Annotated in this window: 20 protein-coding genes; 7 read left to right on the forward strand and 13 right to left on the reverse strand. The window is 68.7% G+C overall.

Going from position 1 to position 21,964, the window contains the following annotated elements:
- Positions 1 to 7: 7 nt before the first annotated feature.
- The 4 genes from NQK81_RS20035 to NQK81_RS20050 form a co-directional block, all read right to left on the reverse strand.
- On the reverse strand, positions 8 to 1,627 hold the full coding sequence (locus tag NQK81_RS20035) for a Wzz/FepE/Etk N-terminal domain-containing protein (protein WP_257489327.1): 1,620 nt from the start codon (positions 1,625 to 1,627) through the stop codon (positions 8 to 10).
- Positions 1,624 to 2,922 carry an exopolysaccharide biosynthesis protein gene (locus NQK81_RS20040; RefSeq protein WP_257489799.1) on the reverse strand — a complete coding sequence of 433 codons (1,299 nt, stop codon included), beginning with the start codon at positions 2,920 to 2,922 and terminating at the stop codon, positions 1,624 to 1,626. The genes NQK81_RS20035 and NQK81_RS20040 overlap by 4 nt, the downstream gene beginning before the upstream one ends.
- Positions 2,923 to 3,060: 138 nt before the next feature.
- The gene (locus NQK81_RS20045; RefSeq protein ID WP_257489328.1) at positions 3,061 to 4,248 is read right to left on the reverse strand and encodes a glycosyltransferase family 4 protein; all 1,188 of its coding nucleotides are present in this window, start codon (positions 4,246 to 4,248) and stop codon (positions 3,061 to 3,063) included.
- Positions 4,229 to 5,545, reverse strand: coding sequence for a nucleotide sugar dehydrogenase (locus NQK81_RS20050; protein ID WP_257489329.1), 1,317 nt, complete (start codon positions 5,543 to 5,545; stop codon positions 4,229 to 4,231). The genes NQK81_RS20045 and NQK81_RS20050 overlap by 20 nt, the downstream gene beginning before the upstream one ends.
- A gap of 352 nt (positions 5,546 to 5,897) precedes the next feature.
- Between NQK81_RS20050 and NQK81_RS20055 the strand changes: the two genes are divergently transcribed.
- Positions 5,898 to 6,896, forward strand: coding sequence for a hypothetical protein (locus NQK81_RS20055; protein ID WP_257489800.1), 999 nt, complete (start codon positions 5,898 to 5,900; stop codon positions 6,894 to 6,896).
- A 114-nt stretch (positions 6,897 to 7,010) separates the two neighbouring features.
- Here the strand turns inward: NQK81_RS20055 and NQK81_RS20060 are convergent, their stop codons facing one another.
- The 3 genes from NQK81_RS20060 to ddaH all read right to left on the reverse strand — a co-directional run bounded on the left by NQK81_RS20060 (position 7,011) and on the right by ddaH (position 9,377).
- Positions 7,011 to 7,676 (reverse strand): glycoside hydrolase family 75 protein, encoded by a 666-nt coding sequence (locus NQK81_RS20060; RefSeq protein WP_257489330.1) that lies wholly within the window; start codon positions 7,674 to 7,676, stop codon positions 7,011 to 7,013.
- 107 nt (positions 7,677 to 7,783) lie between these two features.
- Entirely contained in the window at positions 7,784 to 8,440 is a 657-nt protein-coding gene (locus NQK81_RS20065; protein WP_257489331.1) for a polysaccharide deacetylase family protein, read from the reverse strand.
- 91 nt (positions 8,441 to 8,531) lie between these two features.
- Entirely contained in the window at positions 8,532 to 9,377 is an 846-nt protein-coding gene (ddaH, locus tag NQK81_RS20070) for a dimethylargininase (protein WP_257489332.1), read from the reverse strand.
- A 74-nt stretch (positions 9,378 to 9,451) separates the two neighbouring features.
- Here ddaH and NQK81_RS20075 point away from each other — a divergent pair, with 74 nt between their 5' ends.
- The 4 genes from NQK81_RS20075 (at position 9,452) to NQK81_RS20090 (ending at position 13,926) form a co-directional block, all read left to right on the forward strand.
- Complete coding sequence (locus NQK81_RS20075) at positions 9,452 to 9,898, forward strand: Lrp/AsnC family transcriptional regulator (protein WP_005151923.1); 447 nt, start codon at positions 9,452 to 9,454, stop codon at positions 9,896 to 9,898.
- A gap of 13 nt (positions 9,899 to 9,911) precedes the next feature.
- Positions 9,912 to 10,664, forward strand: a complete 753-nt coding sequence (locus NQK81_RS20080; protein WP_257489333.1) for an enoyl-CoA hydratase — start codon at positions 9,912 to 9,914, stop codon at positions 10,662 to 10,664.
- A gap of 290 nt (positions 10,665 to 10,954) precedes the next feature.
- Positions 10,955 to 12,862, forward strand: a complete 1,908-nt coding sequence (locus NQK81_RS20085; RefSeq protein WP_126733266.1) for a 2-oxoacid:acceptor oxidoreductase subunit alpha — start codon at positions 10,955 to 10,957, stop codon at positions 12,860 to 12,862.
- Entirely contained in the window at positions 12,859 to 13,926 is a 1,068-nt protein-coding gene (locus NQK81_RS20090) for a 2-oxoacid:ferredoxin oxidoreductase subunit beta (RefSeq protein WP_126733265.1), read from the forward strand. Before NQK81_RS20085 ends, NQK81_RS20090 begins: the two co-directional genes overlap by 4 nt.
- A 70-nt stretch (positions 13,927 to 13,996) precedes the next feature.
- Here the strand turns inward: NQK81_RS20090 and NQK81_RS20095 are convergent, their stop codons facing one another.
- The 3 genes from NQK81_RS20095 to NQK81_RS20105 form a co-directional block, all read right to left on the reverse strand.
- Positions 13,997 to 15,310 carry a sunset domain-containing protein gene (locus tag NQK81_RS20095; RefSeq protein ID WP_257489334.1) on the reverse strand — a complete coding sequence of 438 codons (1,314 nt, stop codon included), beginning with the start codon at positions 15,308 to 15,310 and terminating at the stop codon, positions 13,997 to 13,999.
- 15 nt (positions 15,311 to 15,325) lie between these two features.
- Positions 15,326 to 16,351, reverse strand: coding sequence for a polyprenyl synthetase family protein (locus tag NQK81_RS20100; RefSeq protein WP_126733377.1), 1,026 nt, complete (start codon positions 16,349 to 16,351; stop codon positions 15,326 to 15,328).
- A 305-nt stretch (positions 16,352 to 16,656) separates the two neighbouring features.
- A complete protein-coding gene (locus NQK81_RS20105; protein ID WP_034310717.1) occupies positions 16,657 to 16,962 on the reverse strand; it encodes a DUF6204 family protein in 306 nt (101 codons plus the stop codon).
- Positions 16,963 to 17,141: 179 nt separating this feature from the next.
- On the opposite strand from NQK81_RS20105, the gene NQK81_RS20110 reads away from it, so the two are divergent.
- A complete protein-coding gene (locus NQK81_RS20110) occupies positions 17,142 to 17,801 on the forward strand; it encodes a hypothetical protein (protein ID WP_257489335.1) in 660 nt (219 codons plus the stop codon).
- A 111-nt stretch (positions 17,802 to 17,912) separates the two neighbouring features.
- Positions 17,913 to 18,548, forward strand: coding sequence for an SRPBCC family protein (locus NQK81_RS20115; RefSeq protein ID WP_257489336.1), 636 nt, complete (start codon positions 17,913 to 17,915; stop codon positions 18,546 to 18,548).
- Here NQK81_RS20115 and NQK81_RS20120 read toward each other — a convergent pair.
- The 3 genes from NQK81_RS20120 to NQK81_RS20130 form a co-directional block, all read right to left on the reverse strand.
- The gene (locus tag NQK81_RS20120) at positions 18,524 to 19,264 is read right to left on the reverse strand and encodes an HNH endonuclease (protein WP_257489337.1); all 741 of its coding nucleotides are present in this window, start codon (positions 19,262 to 19,264) and stop codon (positions 18,524 to 18,526) included. The two genes, NQK81_RS20115 and NQK81_RS20120, sit on opposite strands and share 25 nt — an antisense overlap.
- Positions 19,261 to 20,448 carry an AAA family ATPase gene (locus NQK81_RS20125; protein ID WP_257489338.1) on the reverse strand — a complete coding sequence of 396 codons (1,188 nt, stop codon included), beginning with the start codon at positions 20,446 to 20,448 and terminating at the stop codon, positions 19,261 to 19,263. Before NQK81_RS20125 ends, NQK81_RS20120 begins: the two co-directional genes overlap by 4 nt.
- A gap of 142 nt (positions 20,449 to 20,590) precedes the next feature.
- Complete coding sequence (locus NQK81_RS20130; protein WP_257489339.1) at positions 20,591 to 21,739, reverse strand: hypothetical protein; 1,149 nt, start codon at positions 21,737 to 21,739, stop codon at positions 20,591 to 20,593.
- Positions 21,740 to 21,964: the final 225 nt, after the last annotated feature.

The following is a 21,964-nucleotide window of genomic DNA, read 5'->3' on the forward strand; positions in this document are numbered from 1 at the left end:
GCTCCCCTTACAAGGCTTCGGCGTTGTCCTGCGTGACCGGTGCGAATCGGGTGGTCGGCTGGTCGGCGGCGTTCTCCTCGGCCCGTTTGTACGGTGTCGGCGTGCGGCGCGGGGCGGTCTCGGGTGGCGCCACCGCGAGCCGCCGCACGGTGGGCTCGTCGTCCGGGAACATCTCGACCGGCTTCGGCTGCGGACGGCGCGCGGGCTCGGGCGCCCGCGCGGGCGCGGCGGCCCGGCCGCGCAGCGCGGTGTGCAGGCCGTCCCACAGGGTGCCGTCGGTGTGGTCGCGCGGATCCGGGTCGACCAGTACGACCCCGATGATCGGGATCCGCCGTTCGGCCAGCTGACGCGCGACGGTGTGCAGCCATTCGGTGTTCGCCTGCCCGGCACGCACGACGAGGATCGCTTCCGCGCCGAGGTGTTCGAGATCCGTCCACGCGGTCCCGGGCTCGATCGAACCGACGCCGATGCGGCGTTCACCGGGAACCTTGGGCTCGTCGCGGTCCAGGACGCGGATCTTGCCTCCGGCGGCCAGCGCGCGAAGACCGGCCTTCGGCAGTTCGTCGACCAGCGCGACCGGGCCCTGCTCCGCGAGCTCGTTCGCGATGTCGGCGGCCAGCGCGGCCGTCGTGGCGCGCGCCCCGAGGTCGAGCAGCGACACCGTCCCGTCGTCCTCGCGGATCGTGCGGATCAGCGTCGTCGCGACCCGTTTGCGTTGCTCCAGCGCACGGCCCTTCCGGAACCAGCGCGGCGGTTTCGGCAGCTGCGCGATCACCGACGCGCCGAGATGGCGGGAGATCTCGCGCCGCAGCACCGGCCGGTCCTTCACCACGCTGCCGATGGCGGCCAGCACGAGACCCGCCAGCAGGCCGAGCACCAGGCCGATCCCGGCGGCGGTGCCCGCGGATTTCAGCAGCGACTTCGGCAGGATCCGCGGCGCGTCCACGATCTGCGTCCCCGCGCCGACCTTCGGCGTGCCGATGCCCGCCTCCTGCGCGCGGCCGTCGTAGTCGGAGATCTTGGACGTCAGCTCCGCGCGGCGGGAGTACAGCCGCTCCAGCTGGGCCGGGTTGGGGTTCCGCTTCGCCTCTTCGGCGACGATGTCGTTCTGGATACCGGCGAGCTCGGTCTGCGCCTGATTGCGCTGATCGAGCAAGGCCTTCTGCTCGGCCGCCGCGCCGGCCTGGTTGCGCGCGACGTACTCGGCGATGAAGGCGTCGGAGAGCGCCTGCGCGCGGGCGACCGCGTCGGCGTTGTCCTTGCCTTTGACCGTCACCTGGAGGACGTTGTTCGTCACGCCGAGCCCGGTGTAGTCCTTGAGGAACTCTTCGGGCGGCTGCGTGCTGTTCAGCTTCTTGAGGGCGTCTCCGGCGATCTTCGTCGTCTGCAGCACGGCGACGTCGGTCTCCATCAGGGTGCCGCTGTCACTGGGCGAATCGTCCGCGTGGACGACCAGGATCTTCGCCACGGCCGTGGGCGGCGACGGCAGGAACGTCGCCACGAGCCCACCGGCGATGAGCCCGGCGAGGGCGGTGGCCAGCCACAGGCGACGACGCCGCCGGACCGAGACCACGAGCCGCTGGAGATCGATGAGCGGCTCGGACTTCTCTTTTTCGGCGGTCGTCACGGTGTACCTGCCAGTGCTTCTCGATCTTTCCCAGCCTGCTTCCCGGGCTTCGGGGGCCGGGTCGGCCGCACGGGACGGATCAGAGCCGCCCCCACCACGGCCAGCCCCGCGTCGGCGCACGCCTCGGCGACACCGACCAGTTCCCACGCGGTCCGCGTGCCCAGACCGAGCACGACGAGCACACCTTCGGCGGCCTGGTCCTCCACGACCGGCCGTCCCGGTGCCACCGTGACGACGGTGAACCGGCGGCCGGCGAGTTCGGCGATCCTGGCGGCCGCGGTCCGCGCGGCGTGATCGCCGTCGGCCACCAGCACCAGCAGCCGCCGCTGCGGAAGCCGGGACACGAGGCGGCGATAGTGGACGTCGCCGTCGATCTCTTCGGGGGTGACGTCGATCCGCCGGATGTTCCACGGCCGGTCGTCGCCGAGCAGCTTCGCCCGCAGGCTCCGCTCCGCTTCGGGATCGGCCTCGTCGGCGATGTCGGGAATGTCGACAGTGGCCAGCACCGGGCCGCCGAGCGCCGCGCCGATCTCCTCTTCGTCCCGCAACCGCCGGTCGGTGCGGGCGGCGAACAGGTGACCGAGCAGGCCGAACACGAAGAACAGCGCCGCGCCGCCGAGGGCGAGCTGCGGCAACGTCGGCGCCGCCGCCGAAGTCGGCCGCTGGGCCGCGCCCATGACGACCATGCTGCCGAGGCCGCCGCTCGTGGTGTCGGTGGCGTTGAGGGTCGACATCGCCTGCTCGATCGACGACCGCAGCGCGGCCAGCTCGGTGCGCAGCTGGACGGTCTCCACCGAGGTCGTCCCGTCGGAGACCTTCTCGGTCAGTTCGGTGATCCGCTGGTTCGTCTGCGCGACCTGCTGGCGCAGGGTCTCGCGGCGTTCCTGCGCCACCTTGACCGCGGCGTCGCCGGTGCTGGCGAGGACCTGCGTCGAGTACTTCACGAATTCCTGGGCGACCTGATCCGCGACCTGCTGCGCGTGCTCGGCGGAGTCGTCGGTCGCGGCGATGGTGATGACGTTGCCCTGCGCGACCGTGGTGCTCACCCGGTCACGCAGGTCGGCGCCGCTGCCGCGGCCGAGGACGGCGGCGGCCCGGTCGAGCACCACCGAACTGGTCGCCACCTCGGCCTGGGTGAGCAGTTCGTCCGCCTCACGCGGGCCCTGCAGCAGCACGTTGGACGTCGTCCGGTAACCGGGAGAAAGGATCAACGACGATCCCGCGCCGACCAGGGCGCCGAGGAGGGCCAGGACCACCAGGGTCCGCCACCTCCCGCGCAAGACCTGCCCGATCATGGACAGGCGCACCGTGTCGTCAGTCAAAGCCGGGATCTCCGTCCGGTGCGTGGGGGTGTGCATGAATCCCGTCGGACCGGCCACCGCGTTGGTTACAGGGTTGCCCGACTCTTGTTCGAAACGCGACCGGGAAATCGATCAACGAACCGCGGCCGCATAGGCCGCGAGCAGGGCTTTCTGGGAGTTCTCCCACGAGAGGGGACCGGCGACGCGCGCCCGTCCCAGCTCACCCATGGCGGCCCGCTGGTCCGGCGAATCGAGCAGATGCGCGATCAGCTTCGCGAACTCCGGCTCGTCGTTCGCCGGGGCGTAAAGGGCGGCCTCCCCGGCCGAAACCCTGGCCTCCCGCAGCTCGAAGGAGACGATCGGACGGCTCATCGCCATGTACTCCATGATCTTGTTCATGGTCGACACGTCGTTGAGCGGGTTCAACGGATCCGGCGAAAGACAGACGTCGGCCGCGGACAGGTAGCGCAGCAGGTCTTCGTCGGAGATCCGGCCGGTGAACTCGACCTGGTCGTCGAGCTTCAATTCCTTGGACAACTCCACCATGGCGTCGAAAGCGTCGCCGGAACCGATGAACACGGCGTGCCAATCGGTGCGGCCGACGGCGTCACGCAGCGACGCGAGCGCGCGCAACGCGTAGTCGACGCCGTCCTGCGGGCCCATTACGCCGAGGTACGCCAGCAGATGCGGCTTGCCCTTCTTCAGCTCGGGCTCCACCGGCACCTGATGGAACCGCTCGACCACCGGCGCGCTGCGCACGACGAAGACGTCGTCCGGCGACTTGCCGCCGCGCTTCACGGCGACGTCCTTGTAGCTCTCGTTGGTTGCGATGACGACGTCGGCCGTCTTGTACGTGCGGCGCTCCAGCGCGCAGACCGCGCGGTACAGGAAGTCCTCGCCGCGGTCGAAACGCGAGAGGTACAGCTCGGGGCAGAGGTCGTGCTGGTCGAAGATGAACTTCGCGCCCTGGCGCTTGAGGTACAGCGCGACCAGGAACAGCAGGTCCGGCGGGTTGCAGGCGTGCACGACGTCCACGCGGCCGACCTTGCGGGCGAGCCGCAGCGTGTGCCACAGCGCGGAGCCGTACTCCTGGACGTACCCGGCCGGGCCACCGGTGGCGGCCTTCAGCGGGTACCGCAGGATGTGGACGCCGTCGATGGTGACTTCGGCTTCGGTGTCCCGCTTCGTCCCTTGTGGACAGATGACGTGGACTTCCCAGCCTGCGTCGCGAAGTGTCTGACATTCCTGCCAGACGCGGCGATCGAAGGGGACGGACAGGTTCTCGACGAGGATGAGAGCTTTACCAGGCAAGACCGACATATCCCTCTTCAGCCCGGCGACGGTCGGCGTCGGGTACGCGGACGAGATCGATGATGGTGTGGCCGCCGCCCGCTGGGAGGGCCGCGAGGACCTCCGGATCGGTGCAGCCGACGAGGCAGACGTCGGCGTGGTCGACGACCTCGCCGATGGAACCGGCGAGCAGCTGGCCGAGATGCGGCAGCCTGCCCTCGATGTACTCGCGGTTCGCGCCCATCAGCCGCGAAAGGCTGACGTTGGCGTCGTAGATGCGGAGGTCGTAACCCTTGCCGAGCAGGCGCTCGGCAAGCTCGACAAGAGGGCTCTCCCGCAGGTCGTCGGTGCCGGGTTTGAACGACAGGCCGAACAGGCCGACCTTGCGTTTGCCGGTGCGCGCGACCAGGTCGAAGGCGCGCTGGAGGTGTTCGTCGTTGGAGGGCAGCACGTGCGACAGGATCGGGACGGCGACGTCCGCGCGGTGCGCGGCGTAGACCAGGCCGCGCAGATCCTTGGGGAGGCACGAGCCGCCGAAAGCGAACCCGGGGCGGAGGTAGGCGGGGCTGATGTTGAGCTTGCGGTCGGCGAGGAAGACGTCGATCACCTGATGCGAGTCGAGCCCCAGCGCGCGGCAGATGGCGCCGAGCTCGTTCGCGAAGCCGATCTTGAGGCCGTGGAAGGAATTGTCGGCGTACTTCGTCATCTCGGCGACCGGGATCGCGACGCGGAAGACCTCGCCGGGAAGGCCTTCGTAGAGTGCCGCGACGACGTCACCGCTGGCCGCGTCGAGCTCGCCGATGACGGTCTTGGGCGGGTCGAAGAAGTCCTTGACGCTGCTGCCCTCGCGCAGGAACTCGGGGTTCACCGCGACGCCGAAGTCGACGCCCGCGGTGCGGCCGGACGACTTCTCGAGGATGGGGACGAGCAGATCCAGGCAGGTGCCCGGGAGCATGGTGCTGCGGAAGACGACGGTGTGACGTTCGGTCTTGTCCTTGAGCGCCTCGCCGATCTCCTCGGCGACGCGCTCAAGGAACGCCGTCGACAGGCTGCCGTTCGGCGCCGACGGGGTACCGACGCAGATCAGGGAGACTTCGCTGTCCGCGATCGCCTGTCTTACGTCGGTCGTGGCTCTCAGCTTGCCCGCTGCGACGACCTCCGCGGTCAGCTCGCCGATCCGCTCTTCGACCACCGGCGCCTTGCCGCTGGAGACGAGTTCGATCTTCACCGGGTTCACGTCGACCCCGACGACATCGTGCCCGCGGCCGGCGAGGCACGCCGCCGACACGCAACCGACGTAACCGAGCCCGAAGACGCTGATCTTCATGACGAATTCCTCCAGCCGCGTTCCGCTGCCCGTTGGTCGGCGGGACGGCCGGGTTCGTTACCGGTGTCCGTCGTTCGCCTGCTTTTGGCGGAATGCCTGTGCGGCAAGGGAATTACTCATCGTCCGAGGAGCGCGAAACGCTACAAGGGTCGCGTAACGATCTCGTGAGTCTTGAGGGCGGGGGTGAGGCCTGGGTCACCGTGGTCGTGAGTGGCGATTCGGGTTAGAACCCGAATCGCCACTCACGACCACCCCGACCCAGTTATCCACAGCCACCGCTCCTCTCCGCCCGCTTATCCACAGATCCGCTTCAGGCCCTCCACAGATGTGGTTCATCGTTGATCGTCGAGAGGTGCCTCTTCACAAACGTTGGTCTGAGGAATCGATCCCGGTCGAACAACGCCCGAGCTGGCCGGTCCTTCTAGCGGAGCAACATGGAATCGTCGACACGCGTCAGCTTCGTGCCTATGGCCACACCGTGGCCGATATCGAAGCCAATCTCGAGGCCGGCCGCTGGCAACGAGTACTACCGCGCGTTTATGCGATGTTCACCGGGGCCTTGTCCAGGACGGCCAAGATCCACGCAGCGTTGAAGTACGGCGGCGGCCATGCGGTGTTGAGTCACCGCACTGCCGCCGAGGAGTGGAGGCTCGTACCTGTTGTCGAAGGTCCGGTCGAGATCACGGTGCCGTACACGTTTTCGGCTGTCTCGTGCCCACCCTTGGTGATCGTGCACCGGTCGCGCGCCTTTCCGCATATCGCGGCAGGCACGGTGCCGCCCCGGACACGTCTGACGGACACGATCGTCGATCTGGCCACCTCGCAGAGAACCCCGAAACTGGCCACCAACACGGTGATCGATCTGGCCAGTCGAAGCCGAGTCTCCTTGCGGGCAATGGAGGAGTGCGTATTTCTCCGGCCTCCGTTCCGCTACCGTCCCGCAATCCGGCACGGCCTCGCGCTGCTCGGCGGAGGACTGATGTCAGCACTGGAAGTGGAATACAAGGAAGCGGTCGAAGACGCGCACGGTCTCCCGCAAGGCAACCGCCAGACACCTTTCGAGGTGAAGGGCAAAGTCCTCTGGGAGGACGTGACCTACGACCCGCACGGAGCCGCGGTAACGGTCAGGCTCGACGGCCGTGCCACCCATGCGATGGCGGATGTCGCCTTCCGCGATCGCATGCGGGACAACGCGGCGGAACTCGCGGATCGAGCGCGACTCGTCTACGGCTGGCACGACGTGCGAACGTCACCGTGCGAAGTTGCCGAGGAGGTCCGCATGGTTCTGGTTCGAGAGGGCTGGGATCCGACCGGCAGCCGCGCCCCGACGTGCCGGCGGTGCGGGAGGTGAGAAGAGGGCGGCAGTGAGCGCTGGGTCAGGTTGGTCGTGAGTGGCGATTCGGGTTAGAACCCGAATCGCCACTCACGACCACCCCGACCCAGCGCCTACCTAACCCTCACTCGGTTACCCGACCCACTTCGCCGCCAAGCCCTGCCCGACCGAGGTCGACTTCCCGTGGTCTTCGATCGGCGACACCTTCGAGTTCTTGAAGCAGATGTACGTGACCCCCGAGTCGACGCCGCCGTTCTTCGGGTCCGGGTTGATCCCCAGCGCCTTCGCGGCCGCGTAGGACGCCTCGCCGATGATGTCCTTCGGGCCGGTGTCGCCGATGACGGTGTAAAGCACCTTGTCGTTGTAGATCACCGCGCACGAACCGGCGCCCTTGAGACCCGCCTTCTCGAAGTTCCACGTGCTGCTGATGCTCGGCACGACGACATACGGCGTCTGGTCGGCGATCAGCGCCTTGCCGTCGGAGCGCGGGTACGCGGTACCGTCCTGGAACCACGGGTCGGTGTTCTTGTTGCAGCGCGCGGTCGGCTGCCCGTCGCAGTCGATGTCCATGTCGGCCTTCCAGAACACCGCGCTTCCCGCGTCGCAGACCGCGACGGTCCGGCCGGTTTCGTCGTCGGTCTTGTACTTACCGTTCGACACCTGCTTGCAACTGGTGGTCTTCGCCAGCAACTGCTGGGCTGTCGGGGCCGCCTGCATCGAAGGGGAAGCCGCGGCCGTCGCCGCGGGAGCCAGGCCGGCGGCCACCACCATCGCCGAGAACAGGAGCAGTTTCCGCATACCGAACACCCCTTTGTTAATAAGACTTCTTTATCGAGGGTGCTCAGGATGCCGTCGCCGACGGCTTCGATTCAAGGGTTATTTTCCCACCGCACAAAGAAAAACGGTCAAAGGCGGGCAAGTCTGGCGACCCGCGCCATGATCCGTCCCGCTCGGCGGTACAGGCCTTCCCGCTCACCGAGCACACCGTCGATCCACTCCTGGTCGACGTCGTGCCGGAGCTCGATCCGCGGCCGCAGCCAGCCGTCGCGCGAAGCCGCGCCGCCTTCGGTCGTGTAAACCCTCGTCGCGCCGGAACGCCGGAGCCTGCTGAGCACCCGCCGGTCGTAGGCGCCGAACGGCGGCGCGTACGCGCGCACGGGTTTCCCGCTCAGTTCCGCGAGCAGTTTCGGCGCGGTTTCCAGTTCACGCCGGGCGTTCCGGTCGTCCAGCCGCCGCCAGTCGCGGTGCTCCCAGCCGTGCGAACCGATCGACATCCCCGCCTCGACCAGCGCGCGAAGGCCGTCGGCGTCCAGGAAACCCCGCTGCCCGATCCGGCCGGCCAGCGGGAAGAACTCGGCCGTGAGATCGCGCTCCACCAGTCTGGGGAGCGCGATCTCGACGTCCGAGGAGTTGCCGTCGTCGAACGTGAGGCCGACGTCTTCGCGTCCGGCCACGGTGTCGAGCACCCGCTCGAACTGCTCGACCGTCACCCATGTTTCGTTTTCGCCTGGATCCAGCGCGCGCACGGGTCTGCCCACGCCGCCTATCGCCAGGATCACCATCCGCGCCTCATTCGGGACCGAGTTCGTTTCCCGATTAATCGAGTTGGCGAATGGAGTAGTTACATGATCCCGCAAGGTGTCCACTAATGGATTACTTGCGGATCTCCAGGGTGCAGCACTTCGGGCCGCCGCCCGCCTTCCTGAGCTCGGAGATGTCCAGGAAGACGACTTCGTAACCGCGCTCGGCCAGCCGCGACGCCAATCCGGTCGCCTCGACCGGCAGGACGACGTTGCGGCCGTCGGACACCCCGTTCAGGCCGAAGCACTCCGCGTCGGCCCGGTCCGCGATTACCGCGTCCGGGAACATCCGCTCCAGTACCTTCCGCGACCCGGCCGAGAAGGCGTCCGGGTAGTAGGCGATCTGGGCGGGCATGGTGTCGGTGGCCTCGGCGAGCACGAACAGCGCGGTGTCGAGGTGGTAGTAGCTCGGGTCGATCAGCCGCAGCGACACGACCGGCACCCCGAGGACCTCCTGCGCTTCGGCGTGCGCGGCCGGGTCGGTCCGGAAGCCGGTGCCGGCGAGCAGAACCTTGCCGGTCCACGCGAAGTCACCCTCGGCCTCGTTGATCTTCTCGGGCATGGTGATGTCGCGGTAGCCGTGCTCGACGAACCAGCGGCGGAAGTGCTCGGCCTCGGCGGTGCGCTGCGGCGCGCGGAACCGCGAGCCGAGGACACGGCCGTCGACGACGGTGCCGGAGTTCGCGGCGAACACCATGTCGGGCAGGCCGGGCTGGGGGTCGATCTCCTCGACGGTGTGGCCGAGACGCCGATAGGTGTCGCGGAGTTCGGTCCATTGCGCCATCGCGGTGTCGACGCTGACCGGGACCGACGGGTCCATCCACGGGTTGATGACGTAGTCCACCGCGAAGTACCGCGGCGGACACATGAGGTAGCGGCGCGTCGTGGGTACACGGGGCTGCTGCTCCAGTTCCGGCATACCCGAAGGGTAAGGCTCACCTAATTCCGCAATCAATCGCTGTTCGCTGCGCGTATACCTGCTAAACATTGCGTGTGAACACCATCGACCAGCGAATCGTTTCATGCCTGATGGCCAACGCGAGGTCCAGCTACGCCGACATCGGCAAGGTCGTCGGCCTGTCCGCGCCCGCGGTGAAACGACGGGTCGACAGACTGCTCGAAACCGGGGTCCTGCGCGGGTTCACCGCGGTCGTCGACCCCGAGGCGCTGGGCTGGGGCACCGAGGCGTTCGTCGAGATGACCTGCAACGGCAACATCACCCCCGCCCGGATCCGCGCCCGGCTGGAGCCGTTGCCGGAGGTCGTCGCGGCGTACACGGTGTCGGGGGCGGCCGACGCGATCGTCCATCTGCGCGCGTCGGACATCCATCATCTGGAGACCGCGCTGGAGCGGCTGCGCGGGCTGGAGATCGTCGACCGCACGGTGTCCACCGTCGTCCTGTCCCGGTTGCTGGAACGCCCGCCGACACCCGAAGCGTGACACCCTCGTCCCCGTGACCGATCAGATCCGCTCCAGCCACGACGGCGGCGTCGCCGTGCTCACCATCGACGCGCCCGCGACCCGCAACGCCCTGACGCTCGACCTCTCCGCACAGCTGGCCGAGGCCGTCTCGCACGCCGAAGCCGACGAAAGTGTCCACGCTGTGGTCATCACCGGCGCACCGCCGGCGTTCTGCGCGGGCGCCGATCTGGACACGCTGGCCCGCGCCAGCGAAGACGGGCTCCGCGCCATCTACGACGGATTCCTCTCGGTGGCGCGGTGTTCCCTGCCGACGATCGCCGCGGTCGGCGGCGCCGCCATCGGTGCCGGACTGAACCTCGCGCTCGCCGCGGACGTCCGCATCGTGGGACCGAAGGCGAAATTCGTGGCCAGATTTCTCGATCTGGGCATTCACCCCGGCGGCGGGATGACGTGGATGATCCAGCGGCTCGTCGGACCGCAGAAGGCCGCGGCGATGACGCTCTTCGGTGAAGTCGTCGGCGCCGAAGCCGCTGTCGAATGCGGGCTCGCGCTCCGGCTCGCCGAAGGGGATCTGGTCGAGGCCGCCCGTGAACTGGCGAAACCCGCCGTCGGTGCCCCGCGCGACGTCCTTCTGGCGACCAAGCGCACGCTCCGGCACACCGCGGGACTGACCGACCATTCGGCCGCCGTCGACGCGGAGATCGAGCCGCAGATCGCGTCGCTCACCGGGCCCGCGTTCGCCGAACGGCTCACCGAGTTGCGCGCGGCCATTACCGGCCGATGACCGTTCCTCGACCGGACTTCACTACGCTGGAAGGAGATACGGCTCACAATCGGGCCGCATCGCCGACCGTTACCATCGGTAACAGATAAACCGGATAATCCCCGCTCAGCGGCGAGCTCAGGACACTCGAGGAGTAGGTCCAGACCGTTTTTACGGCAACCTGGAACGTGTGCCGAGGACTAACCTCGGGACATGGCACCTGTGACCTGGCCGACATCGCCGGGCGAGGCACGCCGATCCCCGGCACGGCCGGGGACGACGCACGTCGGGAGAGAGGGAATCCCTGACCTATGAGCACGAGTGCGAACGGCAACGGCTCCTTGTCGGCCGTCAGGCCCACCGAGGTCGCCAAGCTGGACCGGGTGGTCATCCGGTTCGCCGGTGACTCCGGTGACGGCATGCAGCTGACGGGCGACCGGTTCACCTCCGAAGCGGCCGCCTTCGGCAACGACCTGTCGACCATGCCGAACTTCCCCGCGGAGATCCGCGCGCCGCAGGGCACCATTCCCGGCGTCTCGAGCTTCCAGGTGCACTTCGCCGACTACGACATCCTCACGCCGGGCGACCGGCCGGACGTCCTGGTCGCCATGAACCCCGCCGCGCTGAAGGCGAACGTCGCCGACGTCCCGGCAGGCGGGACGATCATCCTCAACACCGACGAGTTCTCGAAGCGAAACCTGGTCAAGGTCGGCTACGAGAACGACCCCCTCGACGACGACACCCTTTCGGCCTATCAGGTCCACCGGGTGGCCATGTCGACGCTGACCAGGGGCGCGCTCGAAGAGACCGGTCTGTCCAAAAAGGACGCCGAACGCGCGAAGAACATGTTCGCGCTCGGCCTGCTCTCGTGGATGTACCACCGGCCGACCGAGGGTACGGAGCGGTTCCTGCGCGAGAAGTTCGCGAAGAAGGCCGACATCGCCGAGGCCAACATCCTGGCCTTCCGCGCGGGCTGGAACTACGGCGAGACGACCGAGTCGTTCGCGACGACGTACGAGGTCGCCCCCGCGAAGCTGAACCAGGGCACGTACCGCCAGATCACCGGCAACACCGCGCTGGCGTACGGGCTGGTCGCCGCCGGGCAGCAGTCCGGCCTGCAGATCCTGCTCGGCACGTACCCGATCACCCCGGCGTCGGACATCCTCCACGAGCTGTCCAAGCACAAGAACTACGGCATCCTCACCTTCCAGGCCGAGGACGAGATCGCCGGGATCGGCGCCGCGCTCGGCGCCTCGTACGGCGGCGCCCTTGGCGTCACCTCGACGTCCGGGCCCGGTGTCGCGCTGAAGTCCGAGGCCATCGGTCTCGCGGTGATGACCGAGCTGCCGCTGGTCGTCGTCGACGTCCAGCGCGGCGGCCCGTCGACCGGCCTGCCGACCAAGACCGAGCAGGCCGACCTGCTGCAGGCGATGTTCGGCCGCAACGGCGAATCGCCGGTGCCGATCGTCGCGCCGCTCTCCCCCGCCGACTGTTTCGACGCGGCTCTGGAGGCCACCCGGATCGCGCTGAAGTACCGCACCCCGGTGTTCCTGCTTTCGGACGGCGCGATCGCGAACGGCTCCGAGCCGTGGCTGATCCCGGACGTCGAGGACCTGCCGGATCTGCGCGTGGAATTCGCCACCGAGCCGAATGCCGAGGACGGTTCCGGGGAATTCTGGCCGTATGTACGCGACCCCGAGACCCTCGCCCGCGAGTGGGCGCTGCCGGGCACCGCCGGTCTGCAGCACCGCATCGGCGGGCTGGAGAAGGCCGACAAGACCGGCCACATCTCCTACGACCCCGACAACCACGACAAGATGGTCCGCCTGCGCCAGGCCAAGATCGACGGCGTCGACGTCCCGGACCTCGTCGTCGACGATCCGAGCGGCGGCAAGGCACGGGTGCTGGCGCTCGGCTGGGGCTCTTCCTACGGCCCCATCGGCGCCGCGTGCCGCCGGGTCCGCAAGGACGGCATGCCCATCGCGCAGGCGCATCTGCGCCATCTCAACCCGTTCCCGGGCAACCTCGGCGACGTACTCCGTTCGTACGACACCGTCGTCGTCCCCGAAATGAACCTCGGCCAGCTTTCGATGCTCCTGAGGGCCAAGTACCTCGTCGACGTGAAGTCGTACACGAAGGTCGCGGGGCTGCCCTTCAAGGCCGAAGAGCTCCAAGGCGTCTTCACGGAGATCATCACCAGTACGGAGGGGACGAAGTGACCGCGATCGATCTGGGGATCCCCACCCTCGGCGGCCTGGACCTTGTGCCGACCGAGACCGAACCGCAGAAGGCCAAGGACTACAAGTCGGACCAGGAGGTCCGCTGGTGTCCCGGCTGCGGGGACTACGTCGTGCTCAACGCCGTGCAGTCGTTCCTGCCGACGCTCGGCCTCAAGCGCGAGAACATCGTGTTCATCTCGGGTATCGGGTGCTCGTCCCGGTTCCCGTACTACCTGAACACCTACGGCATGCACTCGATCCACGGCCGGGCGCCGTCGATCGCCACCGGGCTCGCGACCGCGCGGCCGGATCTGTCGGTGTGGGTGGTCACCGGTGACGGCGACGCGCTGTCCATCGGCGGCAACCACCTGATCCACGCGTTGCGGCGCAACGTGAACATCAAGATCCTGCTGTTCAACAACCGGATCTACGGCCTCACCAAGGGCCAGTACTCGCCGACGTCCGGGCCGGGCATGGTCACGAAGTCCACCCCGATGGGCTCGGTCGACACCCCGTTCAACCCGCTTTCGCTGGCGATCGGCGCCGAGGCGTCGTTCGTGGGCCGCGCACTCGACTCGGACCGCAAGGGCCTGACCGAGGTGCTGGAGGCCGCCGCGAAACACCGCGGGTCGGCGCTGGTGGAGATCTACCAGAACTGCCCGATCTTCAACGACGGCGCCTTCGAGGTCCTCAAGGACAAGGACGAGGCCGCGAGCCGGCTCATCCCGCTGAAGGCCGGCGAGCCGATCAAGTTCGGGCCGCAGGGCGAATACGGCGTCACGCGGAGCGGCTGGGCCGGCCTGGAGGTCGGGAAGGTCGCGAACATCGGCGAGGAGAACCTCGTCGTGCACGACCCGGCGATCGAGGACACCTCGTACGCGTTCGCGCTTTCGCGGATCGGCGACCAGAACCTGAACCACGTGCCGACCGGCATCCTGCGGCAGGTCGAACGGCCCACCTACGACGACCAGGCGCGTGCCCAGGTCGCGGAGGCACAGGCCGCCCGCAAGCCCGACCTGCAGGGCCTTCTGCGCGGCAAGGACACCTGGACCGTCGTCAGCTAGCCGGTCCTCAAGCGCGTGAAGGCCCCCTTCCCTCGGCTGAGCCGAGGGAAGGGGGCCTTCACGCGCTTCATCAGGTCAGGGGGCGGAAGCCCACGCGCTCCGCGTCGGCGGCGGTCCGGAACCAGACCTCGGCGACCATCTTGGGGAACTGCGGAGAGTCCTCCGTGCAGTACCGCAGCGCCGTCACGCTGGCCTTGACCGCGAAGTCGTCGGCGGGACGGCCACCGCCCGGCCGCGGCATCGCCGAACCGGGCCCGAACGGACCGGGCGGGACGGATTCCGCCACCGGAGCGACCTGCCGCGCGGGCGGAGGCTCCGGAGCGGGCATCGCGTCGCCGGGCTGGACGGCGGGCTCGAACAGCGAGCCGCTCTGCCCACCGGACAGTTCCGGCTCACGACGTTCGATCGCCCGCATCGACGGCTGGATCGGCTGCGGCGGCTCGAAACCACCGCGCACCGCGCCTCGCGGCGTGCGCTTGGGCAGCACCTGGGTGGCCTCGGCGGGCGTCTCGGGCTCCGAGTCGAGCAGACCGGCCTTCGCTTCTTCGTCGGATCCGAAGGCGTACGCGGGCGGGTCGTGCAGTTCCTCTTCCCGCTCGAACCAGTTGGTCTCGACGGGAGCCTGCTCGGTCTCCACACGCGACGCGGGGCTGAACAGCGAAACCGGCTCCGGCTGCGTCTCGGCGCCTTCGGGGTCCAGCTGCATCTCCAGGCGGGACCGGTACGGCCCCTCGGCCGGCGCCGGCGGCTGCGGCTCGGGTTCCGGCTCCGGCTCGACGTCCAGCTTCGAGGCGGGCTGAAGGTAGTCGGTCGCCGCGGCGACGTACGGGTTCGCGGGCTCCGGCTCCGGCTCGGGTTCCGGCTCCGGCAAGGCCGCCGGGATGAACTGCGTCCGCTCGGCCGGGTGCTCCTGGTCCGGCTCGGGCTCCGGGTCCGGCTGGGGCGCGGTGCGGTATTCGGCCTCGTACTCTTCTTCGGGCTCGAAAACCTGCGTCGGGGAGTGCTCCGGCTCCTCGTGAACGTCCTCGGGAGCGTCCTTGACGGGCTCCTCGGCAGGCTCGGTCCACTGCTGCGCGGGCTCCTGCTCGGTGAGCGTCTCGGGGTACGCGGGCTTCGACGGCTCCTCGACGGCCGCGAACTCCTCGTCCAGCTCGTCGTGCGACGGCTTCGCGAGGTACGCGGTCCCGCCGGCGACCGCCGCGGCACCCGCGCCGAGGCTCACCCCGGCCGGCAGTCTCGACGTCTCGGCGTGCGCGGTGGCCAGCGAGCTTTCCAGCTCACGGATGCGTTTGCGCGCCGGGAGTACCAGCACCAGCCAGGTGAGCAGCGCGCCGACGACGAACGCCAGCAGACTCCACAGCCAAACCTGTCCGAAAATGGACATCTAACCTGCCCTTTGTCAATGCGTTCGCGCGACCAGGTAGTCGGCGACCGATTCGCAGGCGTCCCGGGCGGGCGACGCGGGCAGCGCCGCGAGCTCGGCACGCGCCCGACGAGCGTAGTCGGAAAGAGTTTCGCGTGCGCGTTCGAGTCCGGACGAGGCACGCAGCAGGTCCAGGGCCTCGGCGACGAGCGCGTCGTCGGAGATCGGGCCCGAAAGCAGCTCCACCAGGCGCGGGTCGGTGGCCGGGTCGGCCAGCGCGTACAGCATCGGAAGCGTGCGGACGCCTTCGCGCAGGTCCGTTCCCTGTGCCTTGCCGAGCTCGTCCGAGGCGGACGCGATGTCGATCACGTCGTCGGAGATCTGGAACGCCGTCCCGATGATGTCGCCGAACCGGCGGAGCGCGTCGATGTAGTGGTCGGGCGCGCCGGACATCATCCCGCCGAACCGGCCGGAGGTGGCGATCAGCGAACCGGTCTTCTGCGCGATGACCGTGAGGTAGTGCTCGACCGCGTCGTCGCCGTCGGCCGGGCCGACCGTCTCGCGCATCTGGCCGGTGACCAGCTCGCCGAAGGTCTCGGCGATGATCCGGGCCGCGTCGGTGCCGAGGTCGGCGACCAGCCGCGAGGCGTGCGCGAACAGGAAGTCGCCGGTCAGGATGGCGATGGTGTTGTCCCAGCGGGCGTTGACGCTCTCCGCGCCGCGGCGCATCGTCGCCTCGTCCATCACGTCGTCGTGGTACAGCGTCGCGAGGTGCACCAGCTCGACCGCCGCCGCGGCGGTGACCACCTGGTCGCCCTGCTTCGGCCCGAACTGCGAGGCCAGCAGCGTGAACAGCGGACGGAAACGTTTGCCACCCGCCTCGACCAGGTGCGAAGCGGCGTCCTCGACGGCCTTGACGTCACTGCGGACGACCTCGCGGAGCAGGGTCTCGACGTCGGCGAGACCGGTCGCGAGGGTGCGCAGGAGCTGCTCGTCGGCGATCTGGAGTCCCACGGACGCGCGCAGGTCCTCGATGGCACCACCTGGGGCAGGTGAAGACACAGACACGTCGGCTCCGCTCTCTTTGACACCGTTCGGGGTTGCTCCCAGCGTAGTGGCTAGCAGCTGAGGCCTGTTGACGTGCTGTCCAGGGGAAACGGTGACGAAGATGACACCCCCGCCGAGTGTCCTGCCCACTTCGGCGCGAACTGGGGGAACACCATGGGAAGTCCGGACGATTCCGGCGACAGACCGGCGTGGAGACCTCCCGCCGAAGACCACCGCGAGCAGCGTTCGACGGTGTGGATCACCGTCGTCCTCTTCGCCGTGTTCATGGCGGTGATGCCGACCGTGGCAGGCGGCCTGAGTCAGCGGCGGCGGATCTTGATGTCGTCCATGCAGGTCGCCTTGCCCGCGACGTCGCGATACGGGTAGCCCTTGGCGTCCAGCAGCTCCATGACCTTCAGCTCGGCCTCGTCGAGCACCTCGCGCTCCTCTTCGCCCCGCAGCGTGATGCGGAAGGTGAACGCGCCGAGGTGCGCGCTGTAGGTGAGCAGGCCGTCCTCGGTGAACCCCATCGACTGGTGCCGGTCGAGCTCGGCGAGCAGCCGGGCGCGGGTCTCGGCGTCGGGGTGGTCGAACTTGCCGTTGACGAGGACGCGGTAGGTCGGCATACGTCCGAATATACAGACCTGTATCCGGATACGAATCCGAATATCGGACGGGTGCCCATGATCCACGGTCGAGTGAAACGACCGTCACGCACGCAACGGGCGAATCCGACACGCAGATAGTGATGACAAAGGAAGAACGGCCAACCGGCTCGCTCTCCGTCACGTGAGGAGGACGTGGAATGCGCATCACCATCGCAAGCCGGGCAGGCCTTGTCGGCGCCCTGCTGCTGGCAGGTCTCAGCGCCGGGGTGAGCCCGGCGGCGGCGTCGAACCCCGCGGGCGTCGCCTCGCTCGGCTCCGCCGCCTTCACCAAGGGGACCTCGGCGCCGATCTCGATCGCCTCGATCGCCGAGTGCGCGGTCGAGGGACCGACGAGCAACTCGTCCGGGGTCGTGACCAGGACCGGGATCACGTTCGGTGGCGGCACGTCGACGTGCACGACCACCGTCGTCGACCCCGAGAACGACGTCACCACGACGAAGTCGGAGGCCAAGGGACAGAACTTCGAGCTGTCGGCCCTGGTCTCGTCGGGCGGGCCGCGGATCAAGATCAGGTCCTACTCGGTCAGCTGCACGGCGACCCAGACCAGCACCAACGCGAGCTGGACCTACGGCGGCGCGACCGGGCTCGGCACCCTGCCGTCGCCGGTGCCGGTCGGCTACGTCAAGCCGATCACCAAGTCCAACGGCACCCTGCTCGCCGAAGCGATCTTCAACGAGCAGACGCTGCCGGGCGACGGCAGCATCGGGCTGACCATGCTGCGAATCAAGTTCGCCCCCGGGTCGAACATCACCGGCGAAGTAGTCGTCGGCCGCACGGCCTGCTCCCCCACTCCGTAAGCCATCCCGCCGGGAAAGGGGCGTCCGGATCCACCGGGCGCCCCTTTTCCATTCTGGCTTATATAAGCCGTGGCTGATACCTTGTCGGCATCCGAGCCGAGGAGGACACCGATGGTCGACGTGACCAGCCAGATCAACTCCGTCCAGCGCAGGCTGGGCAAGCGTGTGGTCGCAGCGGGCGAGGCGGTGACGGCCACCGTCAGCCAGGTCTACGACACCGGCCTCGACGACCTTTGGGACGCCTGCACCAATCCCGAGCGCATCCCGCGCTGGTTCCTGCCGATCAGCGGCGATCTGCGCGTCGGCGGCAAGTACCAGCTCGAAGGCAACGCGGGCGGAACGATCGAGCGCTGCGATCCGCCGAAGGGTTTCGCGGCGACCTGGGAGTACGGCGGCGACGTCAGCTGGATCGAGCTCCGGCTGAGCCCCGAAGCCGACGGGCGCACCCGGTTCGAACTCGACCACACCGCCGTCGCAGGCGAGCACTGGAACCAGTTCGGTCCCGGTGCCGTGGGCATCGGCTGGGACATGATGCTGCACGGGCTCGCGCTCCACCTCGAATCCGGCGAGGCCGTCGACCCCGAGGCCGCCATGGCCTGGATGACCGGCGAAGAGGGCGTGCGGTTCATGACACTGAGCAACGAGGCCTGGTACGAGGCCGACGTCGCCAACGGGACGGACGCGGCCACCGCCCGCACCCGCGCCGACGCCACCTTGGCCGCCTACACCGCGCCGCCGGAGAGCTGAAGATCTTCGGCGAGTTCCGGGGCGCGTAGCAGCTCGATGAGCTCGTCGTCCGCCCGGAACACGGCACGGGCTCCCGGCATCCCCGCCTGCCGGAGCATCGCGTGGAGGACGTCGGCGTGCGGCTGGTCGAGCAGGGTCCAGACCATCGCGCGCCGCTTCCCGTCGTCCCCCAGTGCGCGCGCGGCCCACCAGCCCATGACGAGCGCGCTCACCTGGTTGACCGCCGTTTCCCGGCCACGCGCCAGTTGCGCGCGGTTCAGCCCGCACACCTTGATGGTCTGCTCGCCCTTTTCGGTCAGCGCGCGGTAGGTCCCGATCGACAGCACGAGGAACAGGTGCTCCAGCGGGTCTTCGGCGGTCGGATCGATGAGCAGGCTGGTGCCGTCTTCGTCCACCGGGAACAGGTCGCGTTTGTGGTGGCTGTTGCAGAACTCGCAGGCGAGCACGTGATTGAGCCAGTCGAACGCGCGCCCCGGATTCCGCGCGATCGGCTCGAAATGGTCCACAGTGGACCCGAGCCCGTCGCCGCAGTACATGCAGTAGCCGCGGCCGGCGGCCATCACGTCGAGGCCCGCCCGCAGAGAACGCCGCACGGCACGCGAAACCCGCCAGAGCCGCCGGGCTTCTTTCGTGTCACCGGGAGGGATGCGCGCGGTCAGCTCTTCGAGATCGGCCACCACCCGCTCCGGCAGCGCGATCCGGCGGATCGCGATCACCGATCGTCGGTCTCGAACCGCCTGGCCACCTCGTCGACCCGGCTCGGCGGCGAACTGCTGAGCATGCCCCGAAGGCGTTCCCATTCCCGGACGCCGTTCGCGTCCGCGCGGCCGGAAGCGACCTGGAACTCGAGCTCGGCCAGATGCTCCCGCAATTCGACCGCCTGCGGCGAATACGGCGTGTCCAGGCCGAAAAGGTCGGAGAGCACGGCGTCGTCGCCGGAACCGAACACGACCCGCTCGTACAGCTCCTCGGAGACCACGCGCGGCGGGACGTCCTCGTCGGGCCCCGAAAGGCGGATGAGGCCGCCCGGGTCGGCGGCCTGGCAGACGTAGGGGCTGTGCGTGGTGACGATGAACTGGATCCGCGGGAAATGCGCCTTGAACCACGATCCCATGCGTTTCTGCCACGACACGTGGAGATGAGCGTCGACCTCGTCGATGATCACGACACCGGGACTCTCGTGGTCGAGGCCCGCGCTGTCGAGTTGTTTGAGCAGGTCGACCACGAGCGCGGTCACCGTGCGATAGCCGTCGCTCATCTCGCGCAACGGGAAGCGGTCGCCCCGGTACTCGACCCAGAGCCCGTCCGAATCGACGTCCCGGATCCGGTAGCCGCCGGGCAGGAGGCCGTCACCGAGGATCTCCAGCGCCGCGTCCTTCAGCTCACGGGCGCCCGCTTTTCCTTCCAGGGCACGGAGATGCTGGTTGATCAGCCAGGTGACGCCCTCGGCGAGCGAAGCGTCTTCGTGGAAGAGGCTGGCCATCCGCGCCAGCGATCCCGCGCCGCGCATCCAGGACTCGGCCTCGCCGCTGCCGCCCGCGAGCCGCCGGAACGGCCCGTACGCGGCGCAGAACGGCTGGCCCGGCGGAAGCCCGGAGATCGGCAGCAGGCCGGAGTCGAGCCAGCGGACCTCGACCGGCGCCGGGCCCTCTTCGCGCATCACCGACAGCTCGATCGACCCGGACGTCTGATCGTTGGAGATCCAGCTGCCGGCGTCCGACAGCAGCCCCCAGGCGACGTCCGGCGCCGCCGCGACCGCGATGGCGCGCAGCAGCGAGGTCTTGCCGGAACCGTTGCGCCCGGCCAGGACCACCCAGCCGGGGCCGGGCAGCCGGAGGTCGACGGCGCGGGCGCCGCTGAAGCCGCGGATGTTCTCCAGCCGGACCCGCTCGATGTACATGGAGAAAGCTTAATGCCTGTTGGCGGAGCTGAGATGTGTCCGGAAAGGGACCATATGCGTGAACCCACCCGGCCGAAGGTCCGCTATCGCGGTGGCAGGGCGCCCTGTCGACGTCGATCACGGTCGCGGGTTCGCGCGGGCGTCACCTGGGCCCCCGAAAGTGGGTCGCCATCACGAGCTCCATCACGGCGTGCGCCTTGGCGACCTCCACCGCCGGGAGCGCCCTGGACCGCGGCCATTCGTCGATCCCTCGCTCCCGCTGCGACGAAATCAGCAACCGGACATGCCCGCGCGAGCCGAGATCCCCGACCGGCGAGACGTACATGAGGAAATCGCTCTCGTCCTTGTTGCGGAGGGTGACTCCCGGGTTCCCGCTGAACGAGTGCTGACGATGGTCTTTGAAGGTGCCGTTCGGGTCGGCGTGCCAATCACCGGGGGCGCCGCCGTTCGCGGTGGCCCCCGCCTCGATCTGCACCCGATGGCGTGGTTCGACGAAGTAGCAGGCGCCCGGCGTGGCGATCGGCTCGAACTCCGGCCCGAAGGTCTTCGCGACCGCATTCCGGAACACCGCGCATTCGACGTTCGGGTCGGCGGCACCGGCGGCCAAGATCACCTCGGCACCCGTCGGCACCTGGGCCTCGACCGCCGGATCGCAGGTCTCGCCCTTGCTGGTGGAGACCCAGTTCGCGCAGGCGCCGACCCGGGCGCTGTCCTGGGCGTCCGGCGGGTAGACGAGGTCACGGGGCAGCTTCGCGGCCCCGGCGGCGGCGAAGTCGCGGAGGAGCCCGCAGTCCTTGCTCCGGCTCAGGATCCCCAGCTCGAACTTGACCGCGCGCTGGAAGCTGACCGGGACGGTGATCGCGCAGCCGTCGACCGAGCCTTCGCGGCGGGATTCGACCTGGTAGGCCTTCACCCCGGCGAGGTCGATGACGGCCCCGTCGTTCCGGAGCGCCGCGTGGCCCGGGTCCACGTCCTGGACGTAGACGAGGTCCTCGTAGCCAGCGCGTAAGAGGGTGCACGTCTTCCGGCCGTACTTCACCTTGGGCTCGCGTGTCACCGGCCGGGTATCGCCGCCCTTCCTTCGGTCGTAGGCGGCCAGGTCGATCAGCTCACAGAAGTCGAGAGCGGCCAGCGCCGCGTCGACGGCCTTTGCTTCACGATCCGCGGGGCGCGGCTGCTTGGGCTGCCATTTCGGAAACTGCGGTGGCGACGGGGGCGTATCCACGGAATCCGTACAAGCCGCGAGCAGCCCGAGGAGCACTGCGCCGAGAATCACTCTTCGAAACTTCATTACGCAGAGTGTGCGAATTCGCCATCGGCTCCACCAGGAAGAACCCGGTTTCCAGGGGGAAGTTCACACGATTGATTTTCACGGATAGTCACCAGGTTCGCCGAAGCTATTCAGCGGGGAACGGGACTTTATGCAGCCGGGTTCACCGCCCCGGGAACCCTGGTAATCTTCCCGGCGTCGGATTACGCAGGGTGCATCGGGGAGACGCGCCTTGTAGCCACGGGA

The sequence above is a fragment of the Amycolatopsis roodepoortensis genome, from assembly GCF_024628825.1.
In the GTDB taxonomy this organism is placed as follows: domain Bacteria; phylum Actinomycetota; class Actinomycetes; order Mycobacteriales; family Pseudonocardiaceae; genus Amycolatopsis; species Amycolatopsis roodepoortensis.

Excerpts from the sequence above, each read along its gene's own strand:
- NQK81_RS20040 (WP_257489799.1), bottom strand. The coding sequence starts at position 2,922 with ATGATCGGGCAGGTCTTGCGCGGGAGGTGGCGGACCCTGGTGGTCCTG.
- NQK81_RS20045 (WP_257489328.1), bottom strand. The coding sequence starts at position 4,248 with ATGTCGGTCTTGCCTGGTAAAGCTCTCATCCTCGTCGAGAACCTGTCC.
- NQK81_RS20050 (WP_257489329.1), bottom strand. The coding sequence starts at position 5,545 with ATGAAGATCAGCGTCTTCGGGCTCGGTTACGTCGGTTGCGTGTCGGCG.
- NQK81_RS20060 (WP_257489330.1), bottom strand. The coding sequence starts at position 7,676 with ATGCGGAAACTGCTCCTGTTCTCGGCGATGGTGGTGGCCGCCGGCCTG.
- NQK81_RS20065 (WP_257489331.1), bottom strand. The coding sequence starts at position 8,440 with ATGGTGATCCTGGCGATAGGCGGCGTGGGCAGACCCGTGCGCGCGCTG.
- ddaH (WP_257489332.1), bottom strand. The coding sequence starts at position 9,377 with ATGCCGGAACTGGAGCAGCAGCCCCGTGTACCCACGACGCGCCGCTAC.
- NQK81_RS20085 (WP_126733266.1), top strand. The coding sequence starts at position 10,955 with ATGAGCACGAGTGCGAACGGCAACGGCTCCTTGTCGGCCGTCAGGCCC.
- NQK81_RS20095 (WP_257489334.1), bottom strand. The coding sequence starts at position 15,310 with ATGTCCATTTTCGGACAGGTTTGGCTGTGGAGTCTGCTGGCGTTCGTC.
- NQK81_RS20105 (WP_034310717.1), bottom strand. The coding sequence starts at position 16,962 with ATGCCGACCTACCGCGTCCTCGTCAACGGCAAGTTCGACCACCCCGAC.
- NQK81_RS20110 (WP_257489335.1), top strand. The coding sequence starts at position 17,142 with ATGCGCATCACCATCGCAAGCCGGGCAGGCCTTGTCGGCGCCCTGCTG.
- NQK81_RS20115 (WP_257489336.1), top strand. The coding sequence starts at position 17,913 with ATGGTCGACGTGACCAGCCAGATCAACTCCGTCCAGCGCAGGCTGGGC.
- NQK81_RS20125 (WP_257489338.1), bottom strand. The coding sequence starts at position 20,448 with ATGTACATCGAGCGGGTCCGGCTGGAGAACATCCGCGGCTTCAGCGGC.
- NQK81_RS20130 (WP_257489339.1), bottom strand. The coding sequence starts at position 21,739 with ATGAAGTTTCGAAGAGTGATTCTCGGCGCAGTGCTCCTCGGGCTGCTC.